This window comes from Methylobacterium sp. FW102-HT35C08 (assembly GCF_058790235.1).
Genome location: NZ_JBYTCL010000002.1, coordinates 5,762,195 through 5,784,252 on the forward strand (window position 1 = coordinate 5,762,195; position 22,058 = coordinate 5,784,252).

The window sequence follows — 22,058 nt, forward strand, 5'->3', positions numbered from 1 at the left end:
AAGTGAGGCCGGAGCTCAGGCCGTCTCGTCGTGCCCCTCGGTGAATTCCCGCCACAGCAGGACGAGGGCAGCCATCACGGCGGGACCGACGAACAGGCCGAGCAGGCCGAAGGTCTCGACGCCGCCCAGGATACCGAGGAGCACCCACAGGAACGGCAGCTTGGTGGTGCCGCCGATCAGGGCGGGCCGCACGAAATGGTCGGCCACGAAGGTGACGACGAGGCCCGCGACGGCGACCACGATCGCCGCCTTCGCCGAGCCGGCCGCCACCAGCAGGAGTGCCGCGATCCCGATGGCCAGAGCGGCGCCGAACGGGATCATCGCCGCCACCGCCGTGAAGGCGCCGAGCAGCACCGGGTGCGGCACGCCCGCGAAGTAATAGACGATCCCGAGCAAAAAGCCCTCGCCGAGGCCGACGAGGACCAGCCCGTCGACGGTGCCGTGCACCGAGGCCACCATCTGGCGGGCGACGCGCTCGCCGCGCGGGCCGAACAGGCGGTGGCAGGCGGTCAGCGACTGATCCCGCACGGTGCGCCAGTCGCGGAACAGGAAGAACAGGGCCACGAGGCTGAAGCCGAACAGCACGATCCGGTGCACCACCTCGCGCCCGAAGTTCCGCGACGCGCCGATCACCGAGTGGTTGTCGAACCGGTGCAGCAGGTCCGAGCCTGCCTGCGCGTGGCCGAGATTGTCGTTCCACCACGCGGTCGCCTGCGCGGCGCCGTAGGGCAGATGCTGCAGGAATTCGGGTGCGGGGACGCCGTTCGCCTCCGCGTTGCGCACGAAATCGGCGACGTCGTGGGCCTCGCGGGCCGCCTGCACGCCGAGAATCGCCAGCGGCACCAGGAAGATCAGCGCCACGGCAGCCGTCATCAGGGAGGGCAGCAGGATGTTGTGCTTGCCCGGCGGGAAGCGGTGCTCCAGGCGGGTGTAGAGCGGCCACAGGGCGATGGCGAGCACGAGCGCCCAGGCCAGCGCTGGCAGGAAGCCGTGCAGAATCCACAGGCCGAGCGCGGAGAGCGCCAGGACCAGGAGGACGCGGGCCGCACCCTGCGAGCGCGCCCGCTCGTGCGGCGCCGGCGGGGGCGCGGGGGGCGCCGCCTCGATCCGCGCCGGCGGAGCGGCGGGTTTGGTGATCGGTGGCATCCGTCTGAACTCCTGGAAACGCGCGGTCGCGCGTCAGCCGGGGCCGGCGCGGCCAGAGCGTCCGCGCGTCCTCACCCGCAGCGACGCGCGCTTGTGGATACGCGCTGAAACGCCGGGGGAACCGTCGCGGTTGCCGCTCCTGACACCCTCGTGTAGAGGTCGCCGCCATCCGACGGGGCCGCGTACGAGGCCCGACTGACGTTTAGGGTGGCCGCGCGGGGCGTGAGCGCCGGGCTGCCCGGCGGCGAGGGGGCTCCCCGCCCGACCGATCCGGAATTCGAACAGCCCGCGAGAAGACATGTCCGACGAGCCCGCCCACGGCAGCGCCACCTTCGAGCGCGTGGCCGACATCATAGCCGAGACCGCCGACATCCCGCGCGACAAGATCACGCCCGAGAGTCACGCCATCGACGATCTCGGCATCGACAGCCTCGCCTTCCTCGACATCGCCTTCGCGGTGGACAAGGCCTTCGGCATCAAGCTGCCATTGGAGCGCTGGACCCAGGAGGTCAACGAGGGCAAGGTCCCGGCCGAAGAGTACTTCGTCCTCAAGAACCTGTGCGCGCGCATCGACGGTCTGGTGGCCGAGAAGGCCGCCAAGGTCTGACGCCCGCACTCTGATTCGCCCCGCCACGTCGGTCCTGCCATGCGCCTCGAATATTTCGAGATGATCGATTCCGTGCGGCTCCTCGACCGGGCCGCCGGGCGGATCGAGGCGCTCGCGCGGGTGCCGCTCGAGAGCCCCGTCTTCGAGGGGCATTTCCCCGGCCATCCGCTGGTGCCCGGCGTCCTCCTGACGGAGACGATGGCGCAGGCCTCCGGCTATCTCGTGCTGGCCCATCTGGACTTCGCCCGGATGCCGTTCCTCACCGGCGTCGACAAGGCGCGGTTCCGTTCCTTCGTCGGCCCGGGGGCGGAACTCGTCGTCACGGCCAGCCTCGAGCATGACGGCTCGGGCTACGCGGTGACCAAGGCGGCGATCAGCCATGCCGGCAAGGCGCTCTGCGACGCGGAGCTGCGCTTCCGCACCATGCCGTTCCCGGATGGGCTCGACGCGCCGATGCGCGCGCGGGCGCAGGCGATCGGTCTGTTCCCGGATCCCGCGCAGTCGTGAGCCCGCCATGAACCGCCCCGTCGTCGTCACCGGGCTCGGCCTCGTCTCCTGTGCTGGCGAGGGCGTCGAGGCCCATCTCGCGGCCCTCGACGCGCAGGCTGCCCCCCGCACCGACACCGAGACCTTCGCGCCCTATCCGGTGCATCCCGCGCCGGCGATCGCCTGGGACGGGCAGATCCCCAAGCGCAGCGACCAGCGCCAGATGGAGGCGTGGCAGCGGCTCGGCGTCTACGCCGCGGGGCTGGCCCTCGACGCCGCCGGCGTGAAGGACGAGGCCGCCCTCAAGCAGGCGCTCCACCTCGTCGTGGCGGCCGGCGGCGGCGAGCGCGACTACGCGGTCGATGGCGCGATCCTGACGGGCCTGCGGGAGGCCACCGATCCGGGCGCCTACCTGAACGAGCGGCTCCAGAACGACCTGCGCCCGACACTGTTCCTGGCCCAGTTGTCGAACCTGCTGGCCGGCAACATCGCCATCGTCCACGGGGTCACGGGCGCCTCGCGTACCTTCATGGGCGAGGAATCCGCCGGGGTCGATGCCCTGCGGATCGCCCAGGCCCGGGTCGCCTCGGGCCAGATCGACGCTATCCTGGTCGGCGGCTCGTACAGTGCCGAGCGGCCGGACGTGCTGGTGATCCACGAGATGGGCGGTTACCTCGCGCGCGGCAGCTTCAGCCCGGTCTTCCAGCGTGGCGAGACCGGCGGCTTCATCCTCGGAAGCTGTGCGGCGTTCCTGATGCTGGAATCGGCGGACCATGCGGCTGCCCGCGGCGCCCGCGCGCTCGCCCGGCTCGAGGCAGTGGCCAGTGACCGGACCCGGCGCGAGCCCGGCGGCGTCGCGGCGAGCCTGGAGACCCTCTGGCGGCAGGCCGGGATCTCGGCGCCCGATCATGTCCTGTCCGGAGCGACCGGACTCGCCCAGATCACCGCCGAGGAGCGCGACACCCTCGGGCGGCTCGCACCCGAGGCGCGCCTGCGCGCCCTCGGCGACGTGATCGGGCACGGGCTCGAGGTGGCGGCCCCGTTCGGCGCGGCCCTCGCGGCCGCGCTCGTCGCCAACCGCGGCGCGCGGGAGGTCGCCGTGACGGCGATCGGCCATCGTCGCGGCGAAGGCGTGCTGCGTCTCGTCCCGGCCTGAGCGGATCCCGGATCTGCCGCGTGCCAAATGGCACGATGGAAACCACAGGTTTCAAGTGTTCCCGCGACCGTACATTCCGTTCTCCTGCTGGCAGATGGCGATTCCGGAGCGGATGATCGCGTTGTTCCGGCAAGAAATTCCCGGCCGCCGGGCCGCCGGCCGCGGTAAATAGTTCCTCGCGCTTGCCAAGAAGCCCCGAAGGGTCTACCTCTCACTCATCGGCACGTGTCCGGATATCTTGGACCGTTACGCCTTCGCAGGGCGGTTCTGACTTTCCTATCGCTATCGGTCGATGCCGGCGCCATGCCCCACGGGTGTGTGCCTTCTCTCACTATTCCTGCGAAGATCAAGGACTTCCATGAGCACCGGAACCGTCAAGTGGTTCAACGAGACCAAGGGCTACGGCTTCATCCAGCCGGATGACGGCGGCAAGGACGTGTTCGTCCACATTTCGGCCGTCGAGCGCGCCGGCCTGCGTGGCCTGAACGAGGGCCAGAAGGTCACCTACGAGCTCGAGACTGACCGCCGCAGCGGCAAGCAGTCCGCCGGCCAGCTCCAGACGGCCTGATCGCCGTTCGAACGGTCTTTTTGAAGCCGCTCCACCAAGAGCGGCTTCTTCGTATCTGCAATCCCCTTTCGGGGCGTCGGCCTCCGCCGCGCCCGACCCAGGAGTGTCTGTGAGCTTTCCGAACAAGCAGGGTGTCGTCGATCGCCTCGAGACGGCCGCGAAGGCGCGGTCCGAGATGCTGGCCCGGTTCCGGGCACGCCCGTCCGCCGACGATCCCGCCGTCCTGGCCCGTCAGTCCGCCCGCCGCTCGGTGATCGATGCCCGCGAGGCCCGTGCGGCCGAGCGCGCCGCTATACGGCAGGCCGAGATCGCGCGCGCCGCAGCGCTCGCCGAGGCCGAACGCCTCGCCGAGATCGAGCGCAAGCACGCCGAGCAGCTCGCCGCCCAGGAGCGTGCCAAGGCTCTGCAGGCCGAGCAGAAGGCCCAGCGCGACGCGCGCTATCTCGCCCGCAAGGCCAAGGCCCAGAAGCGCCGCTGAGGCGTCGCCCATCGACACCTCGCTCCCGGAGTCCGGCATGTCCCACAAGTTCAAGATCGGCCAGCGCGTGTGCCGGCCCCGGCTCGGTCTTCCTGGCGACAAGGGCGACGGCGAGGTGTTCGAGGTCCTGCGGTTGATGCCGGAGGACCAGACGGGCGAGCGCAGCTACCGGATCCGCACCCAGACCGGCGAGCGGGCGATCCGCGAGAGCGATCTGGTGGAGGCACCCCTCGGCTGATCGGGGCGCGACCCGGCTCCCTCTGAGCTGGGATTCTCTAGGCCGAACTCCGGAAGAGGCCGGGGCTGAACACCTGCCGCTGGAGCTTCCCAGGACGGTCTAACCCTCAGAGCGTCCGGAACATCACCAGGGCGTCGACAAACCCGAGGCTCGGATGCGCGAAGGCGCCCGGGAGCCGGCCGACAATCGCGAAGCCGAGGCTCTCCCAGAGCCGCACCGCCCGGATGTTGGTGGTCACCACGAAGTTGAACTGCATCGCCGCGAAGCCCTGCGCCCGCGCCCGGTCGAGGGCGTGCGCGCCCATGGCGTGGGCCACTCCGCGTCCTGTCGCGGCCGCATCGGTCATGAAACCGCAATTGGCGACATGGGCGCCCCCGCCCGCCTGGTTGGCGCGCAGGTAGTAGGTGCCGAGCACCGCCCCGTCCGCCTCGGCCACGAAAGTCTCGCGGTCCGCGCCGGTCCAGTAGGCGAGGGCGTCGGCCTCGCTCAGGTCGCGGTCGAGCGCGTAGGTCTCCCCCGCGCGGATGGTCGGCAGGATGATGCGGGCGATCGCCGCGTGATCGACCGTGCGCGCCGGTCTGATCGTCAGGCTCACCCGAACTGCTCCCGGAGGATGCGCTCGTCGAGGCTGTGGCCGGGATCGTGGAGGAGCACCAGCTCGGTGGTCCGGTCGAGGGAGGTTTCCACCGTGCAGACCCGACGGAACTCGATATGGTCTGCCACCGCCGCCACCGGCCGGTGCGGCGCATCGAGGACGTCGATCCGGATCCGGGCGTAGTCCGGCAGGAGCGCGCCGCGCCAGCGCCGGGGCCGGAAGGCCGAGATCGGGGTGAGCGCCAGCAGCTTCGCGTCCAGCGGCAGGATCGGGCCCCCGACCGACAGATTGTAGGCGGTGGAGCCGGCCGCCGTGGCGACCAGCACGCCGTCAGCGATCAGCAGATCCAGGCGCACATTGCCGTCGACGGCGATCTTGAGCTTGGCCGTCTGGTGGGTCTGGCGCAGCAGGTAGACCTCGTTGATCGCCCGCGCCCGGTGCGAACGGCCCTCGGTGTCGAGCACGTCCATCACCAGGGGGTGGATGACGCTGCGCTGTGACGCCTCCAGGTGTTCCAGGAGATCGTCGTCCCGGAACTCGTTCATCAGGAAGCCGACCGTCCCGCGGTTCATCCCGTAGATCGGCTTCGGGTTGTCCATGAACCGGTGCAGAACCTGGAGCATCAGCCCGTCGCCGCCCAGGGCGACGACGACGTCGGCTTCCTCGGGCGGGACGTGGTCGTAGCGCCGCATCAGGGCGGCGGCTGCCTCGCGGGCATGGCCGGTCGGGCTCGCCACGAAGGCGATCTTCTTGAAATGCGGCATGGCTCAGGCGCAGCCGGTCGGATGGATCGGGGTCGCGTCGGGTGTCACGTCACGGCTCCAGTCTCATGAGCGAACCGCCCGGTTGACGTTCATACCCTGCAGGCGCCTCACTCTCCGGACGCACGCACATCCGGAGGCATAGCATGGAGCGTCCGCTCCTCGTCTACACCACCTTTCCCGACGCCGCCTCGGCGCTCAACATCGGCGAGGCCCTGGTCCGCGAGCGCCTGATCGCCTGCATCAACGTCCTGCCCGGCATGCGCTCGGTCTACAGCTGGAAGGGCGCGGTGGAGCACGGCGAGGAGGTCGCGGCGATCCTGAAGAGCCGCACGGGTCTCGCCGATGCCCTGTCGGTCGCGCTCAAGGCCCGTCACCCTTACGACACGCCGATCATCCTGCACCTGCCGGTTGCCGGCGCGGATGCCGATACGGCGGCCTGGATTCTGGCGGAGACCGGCCTCGGCGGCGCAGTCTCGGCGGCCGATCGGAGCGCCTGATCGACCAGCCCGAAACGCGGCACCCCGGCGTTCCGGGCGATGACGGCGCCCGGGGCGATCACCGCGTTGGCGTTGATCCGGGCGCCAAGGACGGAAGCTTTGGGAGGCTGGGACTATGATACGCGCCAAGGATGCAGGTCGCGCGGCCGCGCTTATGCTGGCTACGCTTGCGTGCGGTGCGGGCGCGCGGGCCGATGGCACGGCCGGCGAGCCCCCGATGACCATCGCGCCGGCGCCCTCCGGCCCGGCCGGCCTCGCCTCGGCCGATCCGCCGGTTTTTCGCTACGGCGTCCTCTACGCGGACGACAGGGGGCAGAGTCACGTCCAGTACTGCGACCTGAAGAACTTCATCTTCAAGAGCTACGCGCCGCCGGCGGCGCCGCAATTCGTCGGCGTCCCGCCGGGTGACGTCACGTCGATCAGCTACGCGGTGCTGCACGTCGGCTATGTCGGCGCGTGGCACGCGGCGCCCGGCCCGCAATGGGTCATCACCCTATCGGGGCGCTGGTCGGTTGAGGCGACGGACGGCACCGTGCTGGAGCAGGGACCGGGCGAGGTGCAGTTCAACGCCGATATGGGATCGACCCCGCAGGGGCCGGAGAAGCATGTCGGGCACCTGACCCGGCAGGTCGGCGACGTGCCGAACGTGCAGCTCATCGTCTCCCTGAAGAAGCCCGCGGGCGCGCCCCCTTCAACCGAGCCGTGTCAGCCGGCATCGCGGTGAGGACCGGGTTCCGGCGGAACGGATCTCAGGCCCCGCTCACCGGATAGCTACGGCCCTTCCAGGTGGCGGCGCCGGCCCGCTCGCGGCGCAGGAGCACGTTCCACTGGATCGCCAGCGCCACCAGGACGGTGGCCGGATGGAGCGGGATCGTCGCCAGCGGCGCCCGCGTCGCCAGGGTGATGGCCGCCCGGGTGGCGATGGACAGCGCCCAGGCCGAAGCGGCCGGCAGCAGGGCGGTCGCGGGGATCAGGCCGAGGAAACCGAGCAGGACGAGGAGCGGCGGCAGGACCTGCCCACAGCCGAGCAGCAGGGTCCAGACCGGCAGGGCGCGGGGCGTGGCCATGCCTTCATGGGCGTTCTTGGAGAAGCCCGCCCAGGCCTGCGCGAAGCCCTGGTACATCCGGCAGGTAGCGAGGCTCGCGGCCGCCGCGAGGTCGGTGCGGTATCCCGCCGCCCGGAACAGTCGGGGCAGGCGCACGCCGTCGTGCAGGGAGGTCCGGATCGCACTGTGCCCGCCGGTGGCGACATAGGCCGCGCGGTCGGCCAGGATCAGCTGGCCGCAGGCCGCCCCGAGCGACGGGTCGGGCAGGCGGCGCATCAGCGGCACCGGCAGGTAGCCCAGGAGCAGGAAGTCGATCATCGGGACGGTCAGCATCTCGCCGAGCGTCTCCGTGCGCTGGCGCGGCACCCCGCTGACGAGCGCCGTGCCGGTCCGACGGGCCTGCGCAGCCAGGCACGCGGCGGCCTCGGGCGCGAGGCGCACATCGGCGTCAATGAACAGGAGCTGGCGGCCGCGGGCGAGGCCGGCCATGTGACTGCAGGCGTGGTTCTTGCCGGTCCAGCCCTCGGGCAGTGCCGGCACGGCGACGAGGCGCAGGCGCGGATCGTCGATGGCGCGCACGATCGCGGCGGTCGCATCCGTGGAATGGTCGTCGCCGACGATCACCTCCACCGGCACCGTCGTGCTGGCCAGGGCCGCCCGCACGGTGGCCTCGATGTTGCCGGCCTCGTTCCGGGCCGGGATCAGGATCGAGACTGGGCCGGGATCGGCCTCCGGTACCGGCCGGCGCAGGACCGCGAGGTTCACCGCCGCCAGCACGGCGGGCAGGAGGGCCGCGGCCAGGCAAACCAGGGCCAGGGCCGTGAGGATCGAATCGGTCATCGTCCGTGCCGGGGTAGGAGGCGGCGATCCCCCGGCATCGCATGCGGGCCGGACGGGACGGAAGGGGTCATGGCGCGCGATCGTTGCCGTTCAGGGTCCGGTGCGCCGGGTCGAAGCGGCGCCCGGTGAGCCGGGCCGCCACGCGCCGCCAGAGATCGTAGATCCCGCCGACGCCCTTCCGGCCCGACACCAGAGCGCGAAACCGGGCCGGCTCGCGGCTGATCACGTCGGCGCTGAGCCGGTCGAGGGTCGCGGTCAGGTCGGCCTCCAGCCGGGCGAGCCGCTCCGCCCGGGGCAGGACGGCGAGGTCGGATCCTCGGATCCCGGTCCCGAACGCCGCGAAAGCCCCGGCGCCGCGCTCGTCCCAGAAGGCGTATTCGAGCGCGAGCGGTACGAACAGGGCGTCTGGGGCGAACTCGGCCAGCCGCGCCACTCCAGGGCGTAGCGCCAGCGGTCGGGCGCGGGCGTCGGCGAAGCGGCCCTGCGCGGTGATCCACATCATGCCGTCCGGCCCTGCCAGGATCGCGCGGGCGGCGGCCAGGAACTGCGCGGCCCCGCGGGGCGTGTCGAGGTCAACCCCGAAGGCGCCGATCCGCTCGAAGATGCGGTAGCGGGCCAGCATCGCGGCGTCGAAGGGCGCCCGGCTCGCCCGCTCCGGATAGAGCCGGCCGGCCAGCACGATGATCAGGGCGGCATCCCACCAAGCGGGGTGGTTGCAGTAGACGACGATCGGGCCGCGATGGTTCGCGGTCGGCGGCGTGCTCCAGAGCGGCAGGCGCAGGGCGTCGAGATGGCGGTGCAGGTAGCGCTCGAACCACGCCACCATGAAGTTCCGGATCTGCAGCGAAATCCGCGGAAGCGGCACGCCGCGGGTTCCGCGCTCTCTCCCCCGAACGGGGGGAGGGGACGGCGGCGTGGGTCTCACGCCGTCTCGCGCAGGGCGCCGCGCGCATCCTGGTCGTGCGCGTCGGCTGCGATCCAGCCTGACATCATCACCATCGGCATCCCGGGCCCCGGATGGGCGGCGCCGCCGGCGAGGTAGAGGCCGCGCACCTGCCGCGAGCGGTTGCCGGGCTTGAACGCCCCCATCACCCGGCCGTGCGAGGCAAGCCCGTAGATCGCGCCGTTCAGGACCTTGTAGCGCTCGTGGATGTCCTGCGGCGTCAGGTGGCGCTCGACGACGATGCGCTCCTCCAGGTCGGGCATGCCGGCGGTGCGCTTGAGCTTGTCGAGGATCGTCCGGCGGTAGTTCTGGAACAGCGGCGCGTCCGGGCGCCAGTCGTGGTGCGGCCGGAGGTAGGGCGTGTGCACCAAGACGTAGAGCGCCTCGCCGCCCTCAGGCGCCACGCTCGGATCGGTGGAGGAGGGAGCCGCCAGATAGGCGGTGGGGTCCGGGGCCGGCTCGCCCTTGTTGTAGATGTAGTCGAACTCCTCTTCCGGGTCGCGGGAGAAGACGAAGTCGTGGTGGTTCAGGTGCTCGTAGCGCTTATTCAGGCCGAGATAGAGCACCACGCCCGAGCAGGCCGGCTCTGGGTTCTTCTTGGCGTAGGTCTTGGCCGCCTCGCCTCCGACGAGCTCTCGGTAGGTGCGCACCGAATCCATGTTGGAGATCACCGCGTCGAAGGGCGTGACGCCCTCGGCGGTACGCACGCCCCGGACCGCGCCGTTGGCGGTCTCGATCCCGGTCACCTCGGTGTCGGTCTTGCAGGTGGCGCCGAGTTCCTGGGCGAGCTTCGCCAAGCCCTCGGCGACGGCGCGGGTGCCGCCCATCGGGTACCAAACGCCATCGGCCGTCTGCATGTGGGCGATCGCGCAGAGCACCGCCGGCGCCCCGTAGGGTGAGGAGCCGACATACTGCACGAAGTGGTCGAGCATCTGCGCGAGGCGCGCATCCTTGACCTTGCCGCGGATCGTCGAGGCTACGGAGGCGTGCATCCGCAGGGACAGCACGTCGCGCAGCGTGCCGGGATTCATGTTGGCGCGGATGTTGATCGTGTCGAACAGATCCTCCACCGGCTTCCAGAAGAAGAATCGTTCTGAAACCCCGTGCAGGTGCTCGGAGATAGAGATGAATTTCTTGTAGCCCTCGCCGGTGCCGGGGGCGAAGCGCTCCATGTCGCCCGCCATCCGCTCGACATCCTGCATCAGGTCGATGTGGGTGCCGTCGTCGAAGAAGCAGCGCCATTGCGGGTCGAGGCGGCGCAGGTCCATGTAGTCGTGGACCGAGCGTCCGGCCTCCGCGAAGATCCGCTCCAGCACCCGCGGCACGGTCAAAATGGTCGGGCCCATGTCGAAGCGGAAGCCGCCCTCGTGTAGCACCGCCGCCTTGCCGCCGAGCCAGCCGTTCTTGTCGTAGACCGTCACGCGGTGGCCCCGCGCGGCGGCGACGCACGCGGCCGCGAGTCCGCCGAGCCCGCTGCCGATAACGGCGACCGTAGAATCCTGGCTCATCCTGCTGGGTCGCTCCCCGGGCCCGAAACGGCGTGGCCCGCAGGAGCGAAGCTAGACCTGGGACCGGGCGGGTCAACGCGCCACCCGGTCGCGGCGGCTGCCGGTCAGGCCTCCCCTGTGGACAGGTGGGCCAGGAAGTTGCCGATCTCCCGGCGCCGCAGATCCGCCTCGAGCACCTCCGGGCCGATGCCGTGGCGCCAGGCGAGGCGGCGCGCCGCCTCATGGTCGCTGCCCTGCAAGGCGGCGATCTCGTCGGCATAGGCCGCCACCGCCTGCGGAGACTCGGCAAGGCCCGCTTCCACGATGCCCGTGTCGCACAGCCGCAGCATCGCGGCGAGTTCGTCGAGGTCGAGTTCGGGATGGTACTGCGTGCCCCAGAACCAGCCGCTCCCCTGCCGGATCTCGATGGCCTGGATGCCGAGCATGCGGTTTCCGGCGAGCACCCGGGCACCCGGCGGCGGCTCTAGGACCGCGTCCGAGTGGATCGCGGGCGCGTCCCAGGTCGCCGGCCGTCCGGCCAGGAGGGGATGGGTTCGGCCCTCTTCGGTCGGGGTGATCGCCCGGGCGAAGCCGTATTCGGGTCCGCGCGGGTTCGCGGCGGCGTGGCCGCCGGCCACGGTGGCGGCGACCTGCACGCCCCAGCACGAGCCGAACACGGCGAGCCCGGCCTCGAAGGCGGCACGCATCAGCGCGAGTTGCCGGGTCACCGCAGGCGTGCCCTCGGAGACCTTGAGCGTCGATCCGGTGAAGATCAGCCCATCGAAATCCGACAGACCCGCCGGCACGGTGGCGTCGGCATCGGCGGGGTTGATGTGCCGGCAGGCGGATTCCGGCGCGAGATCCTGCACCACCGCGGCGTAGGATTCGGCCGATGTTCGGCCCGTGGCCGCGACGTGGCGGTCGCGGGCGGCGCGGTCGTTGCCGTCGGCGATGAGCAGGCGGAGCATTCGGGATTCCGGTGAGCGGGGCAGTGACGGATCAACGCCGCTATGACGGTGCGCGGCACAGCACAGGAACGGCGCGGATCGTCGCGGGAGCCCGGCGCCGCACGGTGGAGGACGGCATGCCGGATCCGCCATCCGCCGTCGAGCGATCCTCGGTCGGCCCCATAAGCCGCGAGGCCGATCGTGACCCTCAAATGGATGATGTGCGGCGGGCGGCCGTGGCGGTATCGATGCGCCGTCAAACTCCGAGACATGGTCGGCGCGGAGGACACGATGCCAGATCTCGCTGAGCTGGAGCATTATTGCGTGGAGGCCCGGGAGATCCTGGCCCGCGCCGAAGCGACCCTCGATTGTCTGGGACGGAATGGAGCCTGCGAGGGCCATCTCATGATGGCGAAGCAGGGCCTCACGGCGCTCCGGCATCTCAGCCGGATCATCGACCGTCATCGCACTCGTTTGACATTCGAGGCGCTGCCCAACGCGGTGAGCCCGCCTACCCCCCAGAAGTGGACGTGGCGGCCTCACCTGCGCCAGCGTCCGGCCGATGAGGGCTGGTTCGCGAGGACGACGGCCTAGCGCGGGAAGGGCGCCGCCGGGTTCGGGCACTCCGCGATCGATCGCCCTGCGGCACAAACTGTAAATTCTACGCGGAGAGGAGGCTCGATCGGCGAGGCGACGGTATGTTGAGAGCCCTGCTGATATGGCCGGTGCTGCTAGTCCTGGAGACGGCGATCCCGGCCTTCGCGAAGAGATCGCCTCCGCCGGTCCATCAGGCCGCGGAGATCGAGACCCTCGTCAACAGGGCGGCCGAGGTGCTGGAAGAGCAGGGCGCCCGGGCGTTCGGCGCGTTCAGGCGGAAGGGCGGCGGCTGGCGCTACGGGGACGTCTACCTGTTCGTCTTCGATCTGCGCGGAATCGTCCTGTTCAACGCCGCCCGCCCGGACCGGGAGGGACGCGATCTGCTCAACGAGCGCGATGCCGACGGGAAGCAGTTCCACCGGGACCTCGTCGAGGTCGTGACAACATCCGGCTCCGGCTGGGTCGACTACATGTTCCCGAAGCCCGGCCAAGCCGCACCGAGCGTGAAGTGGAGCTACGTCTGCGCGACCCATGTCGATGGGGTGGAGGCGCTCATCGGAGCCGGCGTCTATGTCGATTAGCGCCGGCTCGGGCCGGCCACCGCCCTACGCGGTCCGACGCGCCGCCAGCGCGAGCGCGAGGCCGAGCCCGCACAGCGTCAGCGCGCCCATTACTGCAAGCGCCGGGGCCGCGGCGGCGAACCCCTCGCCCAGCGCGCTCTGATAGGCCTCGATCGCCCAGGCGTTGGGCGTCAGCCAGCCCGCCTGCTGCAGCCAGGGTGGCATCAGGAACCGGGGCACCATCGAGCCGCCGACCGCGGAGAGCAGCAGCACCCCGAAGGTCGAGGCGAGGTGCGCCTGTTGCCGCGAGGCCGCGAGCGCGCAGGCCGCGAGCGCCAAGCCGGCCGCCATGGCGGAGACCAGCAGGCAGGCGGTCAGGAAGGCCGGCCAGTGGGGTCCGATCTCGACGCCGTAGAGCAGAGCGGCGGCCAGGAAGATCAGGCCGGCCTGGACGAGACCTTGCAGCGTCAGGAAGCCGAACTTCCCGAGCACCACCACCGGCAGGCCGCCGGGGCCGGCCATCAGACGCTCGGTGAGTCCGGTCTCGCGCTCCTCGACCAGCGACATCGCGCCCTGCATGGCAGCGAAGAGCAGGAACACCGCGGTGATCGCCCCCGCGTAGTAGCTGATGCGGGCATTGGCGGTGCCGGCGGCCGTGCTGCGCCGCTCGACCAGGGCTGCGAAGCTGAACGGCTCCTTCCTGGCGCGCTGCTCGGCGAAAGCATCCTCCAGGAAGCGGCGCTCGTCAGGGCCGATCTTGCCGGTGCGCTCCACGTCGGCGACGATCCGGGACAGCACCACGTCGGGCAGGGCCTCGTTCAGCACCCGCTGCAGCTGGCCGAGGGCGATCGGGGTCGCGAGCGCCTTGGCGGGGTTCTCGACCAGCACAACCGGCTGGTCGACAGGCCCGGGCGCGTCGCCCGCTGGGGCGGCGATCAGGTCGCCGCGGAGCGCCAGCGCCACGTCGACCTCGCCCGAGCGGACGGCCTGGGCCACGGCGTCGAGGTCCGTCGCCGGCAGGCGCGTCACCCGCAGAGAGGGGTCGGCGGCCAGCGCGTCCACCAGGCGCCCTGTCGCCACGGTGTGGGCGAAGTCGGCCAGCCCGAGATGGATGCGGATCCGGTCGCCGGTCGCCCCGGAGAAGATCGCCGCGAAGATCGAGAAGATCACGGTCGGCAGCACGAAGGCCATGACCAAAGCCGCGCGGTCGCGCAGGAGGCTCAGCGCCATCACGCGGAACGCCGCGCCGATCACCCGGCCGCTCCCGCCCGCAGGGGCGTCGATGCCCGTGCTGCGTCGTGGTCGGCGATGCCGCGGGGTCGAAGCGCGTCGAGATAGAGCGCCTCCAGCCGCGGCGCGCGGACCCGCACTTCGGCAACCGGCACGCCCTGGACCCGCAATCGCCCGAGCAGGGCCGCGCCGTCGAGGCCGCCGCGCTCCACCGAGCGCCAGAGCACGCCGCCGGGCTCGGCGGGCGCGAAGCCGGCGCGGCGCAGCACCGCCTCGGCCGAAGCATCCGCCGGGACCGTGAGGCTCAACTCGCGTTCCGGCGCGCCCGTGCGCAGCTGCGCCAGCAGATCGGCGAGCCGCCCGGCCCGCACGATCCGTCCCTGCGCCAGGAAGGCGACCTGCGAGGCGAGGCGCTCCGCTTCTCCGAAATCATGGGTCGCGATCAGGATCGCGGTGCCGGCCGCCTTGAGCCGATCGAGCACCGCGTGGATCGCGGCCCGCGCGGCAAGGTCGACCCCGCTCGTCGGCTCGTCGAGGAGGACCAGCCGGGGCCGGTTCATCAGGCTCGCCGCGATGTTGACCCGGCGCCTGTAGCCGCCGGACAGGATGCCGACCGGCCGACGGGCGACATCGGCGAGATCGGCCATGTCCAGGGCCGCTTCGACGGCGGACCTCCGGTCGCGCCGACGCACGCCGGCGAGCTGGCCGAAGACGCCGAGATTCTCCGACACGGTCAGCTTCGGATAGAGGGCGATCTCCTGCGGCACCCAGCCGATGGCGCGACGGGCATCGCCCGCTCGGAACGGGTCCGCTCCGGCCACGCGAACGGAACCCGCATCGGGCCTCAGGCGGCCCGCCACGAGGCGCATCAACGACGACTTGCCGGCCCCGTTCGGTCCGAGCAAGGCCAGGGTCTCGCCGGCTTCAAGGTCGAGGTCGACCCGCTCCAGCACCCGGCGTCCGCGCAGGTCGAGGCCGACGCCCTCGATCCGGACGAGGGGCTCGCCCATCGTGTCACCGCCGCGGCAGGGCGCGGGCGAGACGCACCCGCAGGGCTGTGCCCGGCTCGCGCAACGCGAAGGCGGCCTCGGCGAAGTCCGGCCGCGCCCGGCGGCTCACCGCACCGGAGAAGCCGTAGGGTTCCAGCGGCAATCCCAGGCCTGTGCGGTCGAGCCGCCCGTCGCCGTTGGAATCCTGGTACGCGGCGACCGCGTAGGTGCCTGGCGCGACGCCCTGGAAGGTGAACAGCGCGCGGGCCGCCGAGGCCGGCGCGTCGTCACCGCGGGCGCAGGACGCCTCCGAAAGGCCGCCCTGGCACAGGGCGACCCGCACCCTGCCGGCGCCCGGCTCGATCCCGTCCACCTCGACCTGGACGGTCGCGGCCGAAGCGGGCAGCGCGACGGCGCAGAGAGCCGCGATCAGGACGATCCGGGCGCGCAGCGCGCTCACGAAGCCTCGCCGGAGGTCGCCAGCGGTGCGGTCTCGGGGATGCCCGCGGTGGCGGCGGCGCGGGCGCCGGCCAGCTCCTCGATCAGCAGCCGCGCCGAGATCCGGGCACCCTCGTAGATCACCGGCAGGCCGGAGCCCGGATGGGTGCCGCCGCCGACGATGTAGAGGCCCGGCCCGAAGCGGTTGTGCGGACGGAAATACAGCATCTGCATCAGGTCGTGGGCGAGGTTGAAGGTGGCGCCCTCGTGGACGGCGAAATCCTCCTCCCACTGGGTCGGATCGATGATCCGCTCGTAGCGGATCCGGGACTCGATATCGCCGAGCCCCAGGAGCTTGAGCCGCTCCAGGATCAGGGCGCGGTAGGTCTCCCGAATCGTCGTCCAGTCGATCCCGGCCTTCAGGTTCGGCACCGGTACCAGCACATAGAGGGCCGTGTGGCCGGCGGGCGCCATGCCGCCATCCGTGTAGCCCGCATGCTGCACGTACAGGGACGGCTGCATCGGCAGCGTGCCCTCGGTGATCTCGCGGATGTTCTTCTCGTAGCCTTCGGCCAGGAGGATCGTGTGATGCCCGAGCGTGTCGGGCATTTTCCCCTCGATGCCGAGATAGAGCATGAAGGTCGAGCAGGAGAGGCGGGCCTTCTGGATCTTGGCGTCGCGCCAGCGCGGGCGGTGTCGCTCCGGCACCAGGGCGCGCATCACCTTGGCGAAGTCGCCGTTGATCAGCACCGCGTCGGCGTTGAACGTCTCGCCGTCCGCCACCAGCCCGCTGGCGCGCTTGCCGTCGAACAGCACCCGCTCGACGTTGGTGTTGAGCCGCAGGTCGACGCCGATCCGCGTGGCCAGGCCCGCCATCGCCTCGGAGACCGCGCCGCAGCCGCCCACCGGGTGGTAGACCCCGTGCTCGTATTCGAGGAACGACAGGATCGTGAATAGGCTCGGGCACCGGAACGGCGACATGCCGAGGTATTTGGTCTGGAACGAGAAGGCGAGGCGCACACGCGGGTCGGCGAAGTGGCGCTTGAGGTCGCGGTCGACGCTCCGGCCCGGATGCAGGTAGGGCAGGGCCGCCAGCATCGCCGGGCTCACCATGCTGCGCAGGGTGTGGAAGGCCTGCTCGAGCACCGGCTTAAAGTAGCGCAGCTTCGTGCGGTTCTCTTCGAAGAAGGCTTTGACGTTCTTGGCGTCGTCCGGCGCGAGGCCGGCAATCTCGTGCTCCAGCCGCTCGACGTCGCCGGTGGCGCGGATTGTGCCGGAGATCCCGTCCGGGCCCTCGAAGACGAGATGATATTGCGGATCGAGCCGTTCGAGCTTGACGTGATCCTCGAGCCGCTCGCCGCAACTCGCGAAGATGTCGGCGAGGATCTGGGGATAGAGGAAGAAGGTCGGGCCGATGTCGAACCGGTAGCCGCCCGGCGCCTCCACGGTCTTGGTGCGGCCGCCGACCTGCGCGTCCTTCTCGAACACGGTGACGTGGATTCCGGCACGGGCCAGGAGCAGGGCTGCGGCCAGTCCGCCCGGACCGGCTCCGACCACAGCCACCCGGCGTCCGGTCAACGCCCGCAACCCATCCCCAGACTGAAGCAACGCTGACGACTCCCCACCGAATCCCCGCACCCCTGCGGCCAAGCTAGCCTTGCATTCTCGCACGGCAATTGCAGCCGTTTGTCGCGCGCAGATTCACGGACGCGGCCGTACCGTGCGGACGTGAATGGGAGATCTGTGCCAGCGTGCCGAAGTCGCATCTTCGTTCGACCCTCTCGGCGGGAGCACTTGGGACCCGCCGTCCGATGCCGGGTCCGTCCGGCGGGGAACGTGGCTCTGGGGCCGAACAGAGCCTGGTCCGGGAGCCGGCTCCTGCCGCTACGCGGGCAGGACGACGACCTTCGTCTTGACCGGCGTGCGTGCGTAGAGATGGATCATGTCCTGGCTGAGTAGGCCGACGCAGCCGCTGGTGATGCCGGAGCCGATCGATTCGGCGTCGCTGCTCGCGTAGATCGTGTAGAGCGTGTAGGCGCCGTTCTGGTAGAGGTGGAGGGTCCGGGCGCCGAGCGGGTTGTCGAGGCCCCCCGGCATGCCGCGAGCGTATTTCGCCGCCTCCGGCTGGCGCCGGATCATCTCCGCGGGCGGCGTCCAGGTCGCCCACTCGGACTTGCGGCCGACATAGGCGTCGCCGCTCCACAGGAACCCCTGGCGGCCGACATTGGCGCCGTAGCGGGTGGCAGCCCCGTCGCCCTCAACTCGATAGACGTAGTAATTGGCCGGATCGACGATGATCGTGCCGGGCGCTTCCTTGGTCTGGTAGCTGACGGTGCGGCGATAGTATTTCGGATCGACTTTGCTGATGTCGACCGCCGGGATCGGGAACTTCTCGCCCGGCATCGGCCCGTAGGTGTTCCGCGCCTCGGCGAGGAGCAGGCTGTCGGAAGTCCCGCAGCCGCCGAGCCCGAGCGCGCCGATACCGAGCGCTGAGCCGACCAGGAACGATCGGCGGCTGAGTTGCTCGGAGCCGCGCGGGAACCGCGCGTCCTCGTCCGCTGAGCCGGCACCGGCATCCGCAACGTTCAACAGCATGGTTCCGGACTTCCCATGTCCTGCGGCCGGAGGGTTCGTGCGCGCACGCATCCACCCGTCGGCCCTGAGGCGCAGCGTGAACGTGCCGGGATCCTGCGGACCGGCAAGCTCGGCCATTCCAGAATTGAGAGCGGGCCGAATGCGTCGAGAGTGTGACCAATACCGATCGACAATCTCGGGAACGGTGCCGGAACCGTTCTTTAACCACGCCGGCCACAGGATCCGGATCTCCAAGGATGCGGGCCGATGCGCAAGACCGTTCGAGCAGCCCTGTGCGGGCTCGTCCTGCAGGCTGCCGCATCTCTGGGCGTCGGACCGGCAAGTGCCGGCGACTGCCGGGCTCAGGCCATCGACGTTCTGAAAGCCGCGTCGTCGAACGGTTACGCCGTGTTCCGCACCGTCAAGGACAAGGCGTTCTTCCGCACCTGGCTCGATTGCGACGATGCCCAGTACGGCTTGCCGACGGCCGTGCACGAATCGGTGCACCTGATCACCGCGGACGGGGACGCCTATCCGCTCGTCGGCGGGGGCGCGGTGAAGCGCCCGGCCGAAGACGGGGCCCTGTTCGCGCCGGCCAGGATCGCGCGGCTATTCCGGTCCAGCCTGTTCGTGGACACGTATCTGCGACCGAAAGGCGCGACCTCCGCGGTCGACTTCCGCTACCTGCTCGACGAACTCAACGCCTACACGCACGACCTGGACACCGCGATCGCGCTCAGCGATCGGCGCGATCCGGATGTCCAGCGGCACCATCGGGACGGGTTGGCGGCGCTGATGAGCTTCGTCGCGCTCTACGTCGAGACGGCCGAGAACGACCCGGCCGCCTGGTCCGCGCTGAAGCGCCCCGGGACCGCGACCGCGGTCTCGACCCTCTGGGCGCAGGCCGAGCACACGATGGTCGCGTCCTGCCGGATCCCGGATTTCGGCGACGAGGACAAGGATTTCCTGGGCAAGCTGTGCGCGATGCGGACGCAAGCCGCGCTTGGGCGTTTGCTCGGTCGCGCCCCCATCTGCCCGAAGGCGTGCCTGAATACGGGATCGAAAACGGCCAGCCGCGATTGAGCGGCCGGCCGAGAACGGCGGCGCGAGGCCGGGGCAGGCTGGGCTCAGTTGCAGCCGCAGCCGTGATAGTAGTTCTGCACACTGTTGGTGTGGATGTACTGTGCCGGCAGCCGCTGCACGCTGTACACGTTGACGTTGCGGATCACCGGCACCGTATGATGATGAACGCGCGTGACGGTATGGACGCGCACGATCGGGCGGACACGCGTGACATTGTAGATGGGACGCGTCTTCTGAACGTAGTGCGTGCGCTGAACGTCCCGATACTGCGTCCGGTTCGAGACCTGATTCACGGTCCTGACGCGGTAGCCGGGCGACACCGGGCCGCAGCGGTGGCAGCCGGCCCGCGCATCGTCCGCAGTCCCGACGAAGGCCAGAGCCGCGATCAAAGCGGTGCCGGCGGCCGTGATGGTGCGCATCATCATTGAATTCCTTGCTCAAAACGACGTCAAATCCGCCGTAGCAAAGGCAAATCCGCGGACCAAGCCGAATCCAAAAATCTACGTATTGTTTTTGGGGAATTAAGTTGCCGGCCTCTCAAGACGACGCACTGGATTATCCGCTGCCTGCCTCCGACTGCAGGCCGGATCCAGACCCTTTCTCGGCTCGGCATCAATTTCCATCGATCGATGAGCGGTGCGGGCACCGGCATGGATGCGCCGTGCGGCCCGTCATCCCGTGCGGTCTTCCACGATCGGAAAGGAGCCGCATCGTCCGCGGCTCATCAGCTTCTGCTCGTGGGCTCCGGTGTCAGTACTTCCGGATGATCGGCTCCGGCGTCATCGGCACCGGATCGGCCCCGAACCTGTGTGTCAGGCCGGCACAGATCGAGAGCGGCTGCGCCAGGGTGGTCGTGCGCGGATCGTTGATCGAGAGGTTGCCGGCCACCGCACCCGTCTCCGCGAAAGTCCCGAAGGTGGCGTAGCGGTTGTTCGTCAGGTTGGTGATCCGACCGAAGATCTCCAGGTTCTTGGTGACCTGATATTTCATGGTCAGGTTCAGCACGTAGTAGGCCGGCAGCTTGCGGTTCAGGTTCGACTCGTCGCCGCGGAAATAGGACGACGAGAAGGCAGAGACGTTGAGGCCGAAGCGCCAGTTCGGCGTGATGCTGTACTCTAATCCGGTCTTGATCTGGTGGTCCGGGATCAGCGGGATCTTGTCGCCCGGCCGCACGCGGATGCCGCCGTTCGGGATCACGTCGCCGCCCACGGCGCCGCCGGCCGCCCCGGCGCCGGCCAGCGGGTCGTTGGGCGACCAGAGCGTCGCGTGGAACTGGAAGGTGGCATCGATCAACCCGTAGTGCGACCATCCCGGCTGCGCGGTGGTCGATCCGTCAGGCGCGGTCGAGCCGTCCCTGGGCGCCGGCGATGGCGTGCAGGGCGATACCCGCTGCAGTAGCGACGTTGAGCGAGTCGAAACCGGCCGCCATCGGGATCCGGACCGGGCGCGCCCGGCCGAGCGTCGCCGCGTCGAGGCCCGGTCCCTCCGTGCCGAGGATCAGGAGTGCCCGTGCCGGCACGGCGCCGTCCTCGAGGGTCTCGGCGGCCCCCGGGCTGAGCGCCAGGGCTTGAAGCCCGAGGGCTTCCGCAACCTCAAGCCAATCCTGCCCTGCGGAAAGGCGCGCGAAAGGCTGGATCAGCGCCGCGCCGGCCGAAACGCGGATGCTCTTGCGGTAGAGCGGATCGCAGCTGCCCGCGTCGAGGAGCACCGCGTCGGCCCCGAAGGCGGCGGCGTTGCGGAAGGCGGACCCGACATTGTCGTGGTTGGTCAGCCCCGAGAGGCCGAGGACGAGGGCCGGCGCCGGGGGCGGCGGCACGAGCGCGGCCGCGTCCGGCTCCGCGCCCCGCATGCCAACCGCCAGCACCCCGCGGTGGATCGGGAAGCCCGTGACGGCACTCATCACGGCCTTGGCGGCGCAGTAAACCGGCGGCGGGTCCGGGCAGGCGGCGATGGCGTCGGCCAGTCCTGGCCAGCGCTCCGGCGCGAGCAGGACCGATTCCGCGCGGAAGCGGCTGCGTCGGCTCAAGAGCAAGCGCAGGGTCACCTCGCCCTCGGCGATGAAGCGCCCGGCCCGGCCGACGAGGTCGCGCTCGCGCATCCGCGTGTAGGCGTCGAGGCGCGGGTCGTCTGGATCGGCGATCGTCTCCGGGACCGCTTCGGTCGCCGCCACCTCAGCCCTGCGCGCGCTCGGTCCGGCTCGCGAGCGGGTCGGCCTCGGCCTTGGTCGGCACCTTCACCAGCGCCTCGCCGTCGAGGACGGTCTCGCCCGCCACCGCGCAGCGGCAGGCGAGCCGGGCGCGCCGCCGCTCGGGCATCAGCTCGGCAACCGTGACGGTGACCTCGACGACATCGCCGATGCGCACCGGCGCGCGGAAGTTCAGGGTCTGCGAGATGTAGACGGCGCCCGGTCCGGGCAGGCGCGTGCCGAGCACCGCCGAGATCAGCCCCGCCGTGTACAGGCCGTGGGCGATGCGCGTGCCGAAGGGCGTGCGCGCCGCGAAGTGCTCGGAGAGGTGGATCGGGTTGCGGTCGCCGGTGATCTCGGCAAAGCCCACCACATCCGAGGAGGCGATGGTCTTCGACAAAGTCTCGGACAGCCCGACCTCGAGATCCTCGAAATAGAGCACGCGCAATTCGGGCAGCATGGCTCGGCAGACCTCCGGTTCCCGCCGGTCGCCCGTCTCGCGCGGCCGGCTCCCGCAACCGCCTCGCACGATCCCGGCGCCGAATCCACCCGGACAGAGGCGCAAGATCCCTGAACTTTCTTGAGCGGCGGGCGCAGATTTCTC

Annotated in this window: 26 protein-coding genes and 1 pseudogene; 11 read left to right on the top strand and 16 right to left on the bottom strand. The window is 70.5% G+C overall.

Annotated features, from left to right (window positions below; translation table 11 throughout):
* Positions 1-15: 15 nt before the first annotated feature.
* Entirely contained in the window at positions 16-1,146 is a 1,131-nt protein-coding gene (locus AC3WSN_RS27590; protein ID WP_492542303.1) for an AI-2E family transporter, read from the bottom strand.
* 298 nt (positions 1,147-1,444) lie between these two features.
* Here AC3WSN_RS27590 and AC3WSN_RS27595 point away from each other — a divergent pair, with 298 nt between their 5' ends.
* The 6 genes from AC3WSN_RS27595 (at position 1,445) to AC3WSN_RS27620 (ending at position 4,679) form a co-directional block, all read left to right on the top strand.
* The gene (locus tag AC3WSN_RS27595; protein ID WP_010683687.1) at positions 1,445-1,753 is read left to right on the top strand and encodes an acyl carrier protein; all 309 of its coding nucleotides are present in this window, start codon (positions 1,445-1,447) and stop codon (positions 1,751-1,753) included.
* Positions 1,754-1,792: 39 nt separating this feature from the next.
* Complete coding sequence (locus AC3WSN_RS27600) at positions 1,793-2,260, top strand: 3-hydroxyacyl-ACP dehydratase FabZ family protein (RefSeq protein ID WP_492542305.1); 468 nt, start codon at positions 1,793-1,795, stop codon at positions 2,258-2,260.
* 7 nt (positions 2,261-2,267) lie between these two features.
* A complete protein-coding gene (locus AC3WSN_RS27605) occupies positions 2,268-3,395 on the top strand; it encodes a beta-ketoacyl-ACP synthase (RefSeq protein WP_492542307.1) in 1,128 nt (375 codons plus the stop codon).
* A 358-nt stretch (positions 3,396-3,753) separates the two neighbouring features.
* A complete protein-coding gene (locus AC3WSN_RS27610; RefSeq protein WP_020090869.1) occupies positions 3,754-3,963 on the top strand; it encodes a cold-shock protein in 210 nt (69 codons plus the stop codon).
* Positions 3,964-4,072: 109 nt separating this feature from the next.
* On the top strand, positions 4,073-4,441 hold the full coding sequence (locus AC3WSN_RS27615; RefSeq protein WP_192706387.1) for a DUF6481 family protein: 369 nt from the start codon (positions 4,073-4,075) through the stop codon (positions 4,439-4,441).
* A 37-nt stretch (positions 4,442-4,478) separates the two neighbouring features.
* Positions 4,479-4,679 (top strand): hypothetical protein, encoded by a 201-nt coding sequence (locus AC3WSN_RS27620; protein ID WP_192706388.1) that lies wholly within the window; start codon positions 4,479-4,481, stop codon positions 4,677-4,679.
* Between the two features lie 106 nt (positions 4,680-4,785).
* Here the strand turns inward: AC3WSN_RS27620 and AC3WSN_RS27625 are convergent, their stop codons facing one another.
* Together AC3WSN_RS27625 and AC3WSN_RS27630 are read right to left on the bottom strand one after the other, a co-directional pair.
* Entirely contained in the window at positions 4,786-5,268 is a 483-nt protein-coding gene (locus tag AC3WSN_RS27625) for a GNAT family N-acetyltransferase (RefSeq protein ID WP_492543294.1), read from the bottom strand.
* Between the two features lie 2 nt (positions 5,269-5,270).
* On the bottom strand, positions 5,271-6,038 hold the full coding sequence (locus AC3WSN_RS27630; RefSeq protein ID WP_238194818.1) for an NAD kinase: 768 nt from the start codon (positions 6,036-6,038) through the stop codon (positions 5,271-5,273).
* A 143-nt stretch (positions 6,039-6,181) separates the two neighbouring features.
* On the opposite strand from AC3WSN_RS27630, the gene cutA reads away from it, so the two are divergent.
* Positions 6,182-6,535 (top strand): divalent-cation tolerance protein CutA, encoded by a 354-nt coding sequence (gene cutA, locus AC3WSN_RS27635; RefSeq protein ID WP_492542310.1) that lies wholly within the window; start codon positions 6,182-6,184, stop codon positions 6,533-6,535.
* Positions 6,536-6,752: 217 nt separating this feature from the next.
* Positions 6,753-7,259: a hypothetical protein gene (locus tag AC3WSN_RS27640; RefSeq protein ID WP_492542312.1), complete on the top strand. Its 507-nt coding sequence runs from the start codon at positions 6,753-6,755 to the stop codon at positions 7,257-7,259.
* A gap of 25 nt (positions 7,260-7,284) precedes the next feature.
* Here the strand turns inward: AC3WSN_RS27640 and AC3WSN_RS27645 are convergent, their stop codons facing one another.
* From AC3WSN_RS27645 to AC3WSN_RS27660, 4 genes are all read right to left on the bottom strand, one after another.
* Positions 7,285-8,421 (bottom strand): glycosyltransferase family 2 protein, encoded by a 1,137-nt coding sequence (locus AC3WSN_RS27645; RefSeq protein ID WP_492542314.1) that lies wholly within the window; start codon positions 8,419-8,421, stop codon positions 7,285-7,287.
* 67 nt (positions 8,422-8,488) lie between these two features.
* Complete coding sequence (locus tag AC3WSN_RS27650; RefSeq protein WP_492543296.1) at positions 8,489-9,247, bottom strand: lysophospholipid acyltransferase family protein; 759 nt, start codon at positions 9,245-9,247, stop codon at positions 8,489-8,491.
* A gap of 95 nt (positions 9,248-9,342) precedes the next feature.
* Positions 9,343-10,872, bottom strand: coding sequence for a phytoene desaturase family protein (locus AC3WSN_RS27655; RefSeq protein WP_492542316.1), 1,530 nt, complete (start codon positions 10,870-10,872; stop codon positions 9,343-9,345).
* A gap of 104 nt (positions 10,873-10,976) precedes the next feature.
* Entirely contained in the window at positions 10,977-11,819 is an 843-nt protein-coding gene (locus tag AC3WSN_RS27660) for a type 1 glutamine amidotransferase (RefSeq protein WP_492542318.1), read from the bottom strand.
* Between the two features lie 270 nt (positions 11,820-12,089).
* Here AC3WSN_RS27660 and AC3WSN_RS27665 point away from each other — a divergent pair, with 270 nt between their 5' ends.
* Both AC3WSN_RS27665 and AC3WSN_RS27670 read left to right on the top strand, forming a co-directional pair.
* Positions 12,090-12,392, top strand: coding sequence for a hypothetical protein (locus AC3WSN_RS27665; RefSeq protein WP_492542320.1), 303 nt, complete (start codon positions 12,090-12,092; stop codon positions 12,390-12,392).
* A gap of 104 nt (positions 12,393-12,496) precedes the next feature.
* Positions 12,497-12,976 carry a cache domain-containing protein gene (locus AC3WSN_RS27670; RefSeq protein ID WP_192706396.1) on the top strand — a complete coding sequence of 160 codons (480 nt, stop codon included), beginning with the start codon at positions 12,497-12,499 and terminating at the stop codon, positions 12,974-12,976.
* A 24-nt stretch (positions 12,977-13,000) separates the two neighbouring features.
* Here the strand turns inward: AC3WSN_RS27670 and AC3WSN_RS27675 are convergent, their stop codons facing one another.
* The 5 genes from AC3WSN_RS27675 to AC3WSN_RS27695 form a co-directional block, all read right to left on the bottom strand.
* Positions 13,001-14,209 carry an ABC transporter permease gene (locus AC3WSN_RS27675; protein WP_492542322.1) on the bottom strand — a complete coding sequence of 403 codons (1,209 nt, stop codon included), beginning with the start codon at positions 14,207-14,209 and terminating at the stop codon, positions 13,001-13,003.
* A complete protein-coding gene (locus AC3WSN_RS27680; protein ID WP_492542324.1) occupies positions 14,206-15,195 on the bottom strand; it encodes an ABC transporter ATP-binding protein in 990 nt (329 codons plus the stop codon). The genes AC3WSN_RS27675 and AC3WSN_RS27680 overlap by 4 nt, the downstream gene beginning before the upstream one ends.
* Before the next feature lie 4 nt (positions 15,196-15,199).
* Positions 15,200-15,625 (bottom strand): DUF2141 domain-containing protein, encoded by a 426-nt coding sequence (locus AC3WSN_RS27685; RefSeq protein WP_492543298.1) that lies wholly within the window; start codon positions 15,623-15,625, stop codon positions 15,200-15,202.
* 5 nt (positions 15,626-15,630) lie between these two features.
* Positions 15,631-17,220: a phytoene desaturase family protein gene (gene crtI / locus AC3WSN_RS27690; protein WP_492542326.1), complete on the bottom strand. Its 1,590-nt coding sequence runs from the start codon at positions 17,218-17,220 to the stop codon at positions 15,631-15,633.
* 276 nt (positions 17,221-17,496) lie between these two features.
* On the bottom strand, positions 17,497-18,207 hold the full coding sequence (locus AC3WSN_RS27695) for a L,D-transpeptidase (RefSeq protein WP_492542328.1): 711 nt from the start codon (positions 18,205-18,207) through the stop codon (positions 17,497-17,499).
* A gap of 246 nt (positions 18,208-18,453) precedes the next feature.
* Between AC3WSN_RS27695 and AC3WSN_RS27700 the strand changes: the two genes are divergently transcribed.
* Complete coding sequence (locus AC3WSN_RS27700) at positions 18,454-19,269, top strand: hypothetical protein (RefSeq protein WP_492542330.1); 816 nt, start codon at positions 18,454-18,456, stop codon at positions 19,267-19,269.
* A gap of 44 nt (positions 19,270-19,313) precedes the next feature.
* On the opposite strand, the gene AC3WSN_RS27705 is transcribed toward AC3WSN_RS27700, so the two are convergent.
* The 4 genes and pseudogenes from AC3WSN_RS27705 to croR form a co-directional block, all read right to left on the bottom strand.
* On the bottom strand, positions 19,314-19,691 hold the full coding sequence (locus AC3WSN_RS27705) for a hypothetical protein (protein WP_492542332.1): 378 nt from the start codon (positions 19,689-19,691) through the stop codon (positions 19,314-19,316).
* A 328-nt stretch (positions 19,692-20,019) separates the two neighbouring features.
* A pseudogene (locus AC3WSN_RS27710) lies at positions 20,020-20,577 on the bottom strand (TonB-dependent receptor domain-containing protein); the annotation flags it as partial.
* Between the two features lie 25 nt (positions 20,578-20,602).
* Positions 20,603-21,367, bottom strand: coding sequence for a TrmH family RNA methyltransferase (locus AC3WSN_RS27715; RefSeq protein ID WP_492543300.1), 765 nt, complete (start codon positions 21,365-21,367; stop codon positions 20,603-20,605).
* Positions 21,368-21,440: 73 nt separating this feature from the next.
* Entirely contained in the window at positions 21,441-21,914 is a 474-nt protein-coding gene (gene croR, locus AC3WSN_RS27720) for a 3-hydroxybutyryl-CoA dehydratase (protein ID WP_192706403.1), read from the bottom strand.
* Positions 21,915-22,058 lie beyond the last annotated feature (144 nt).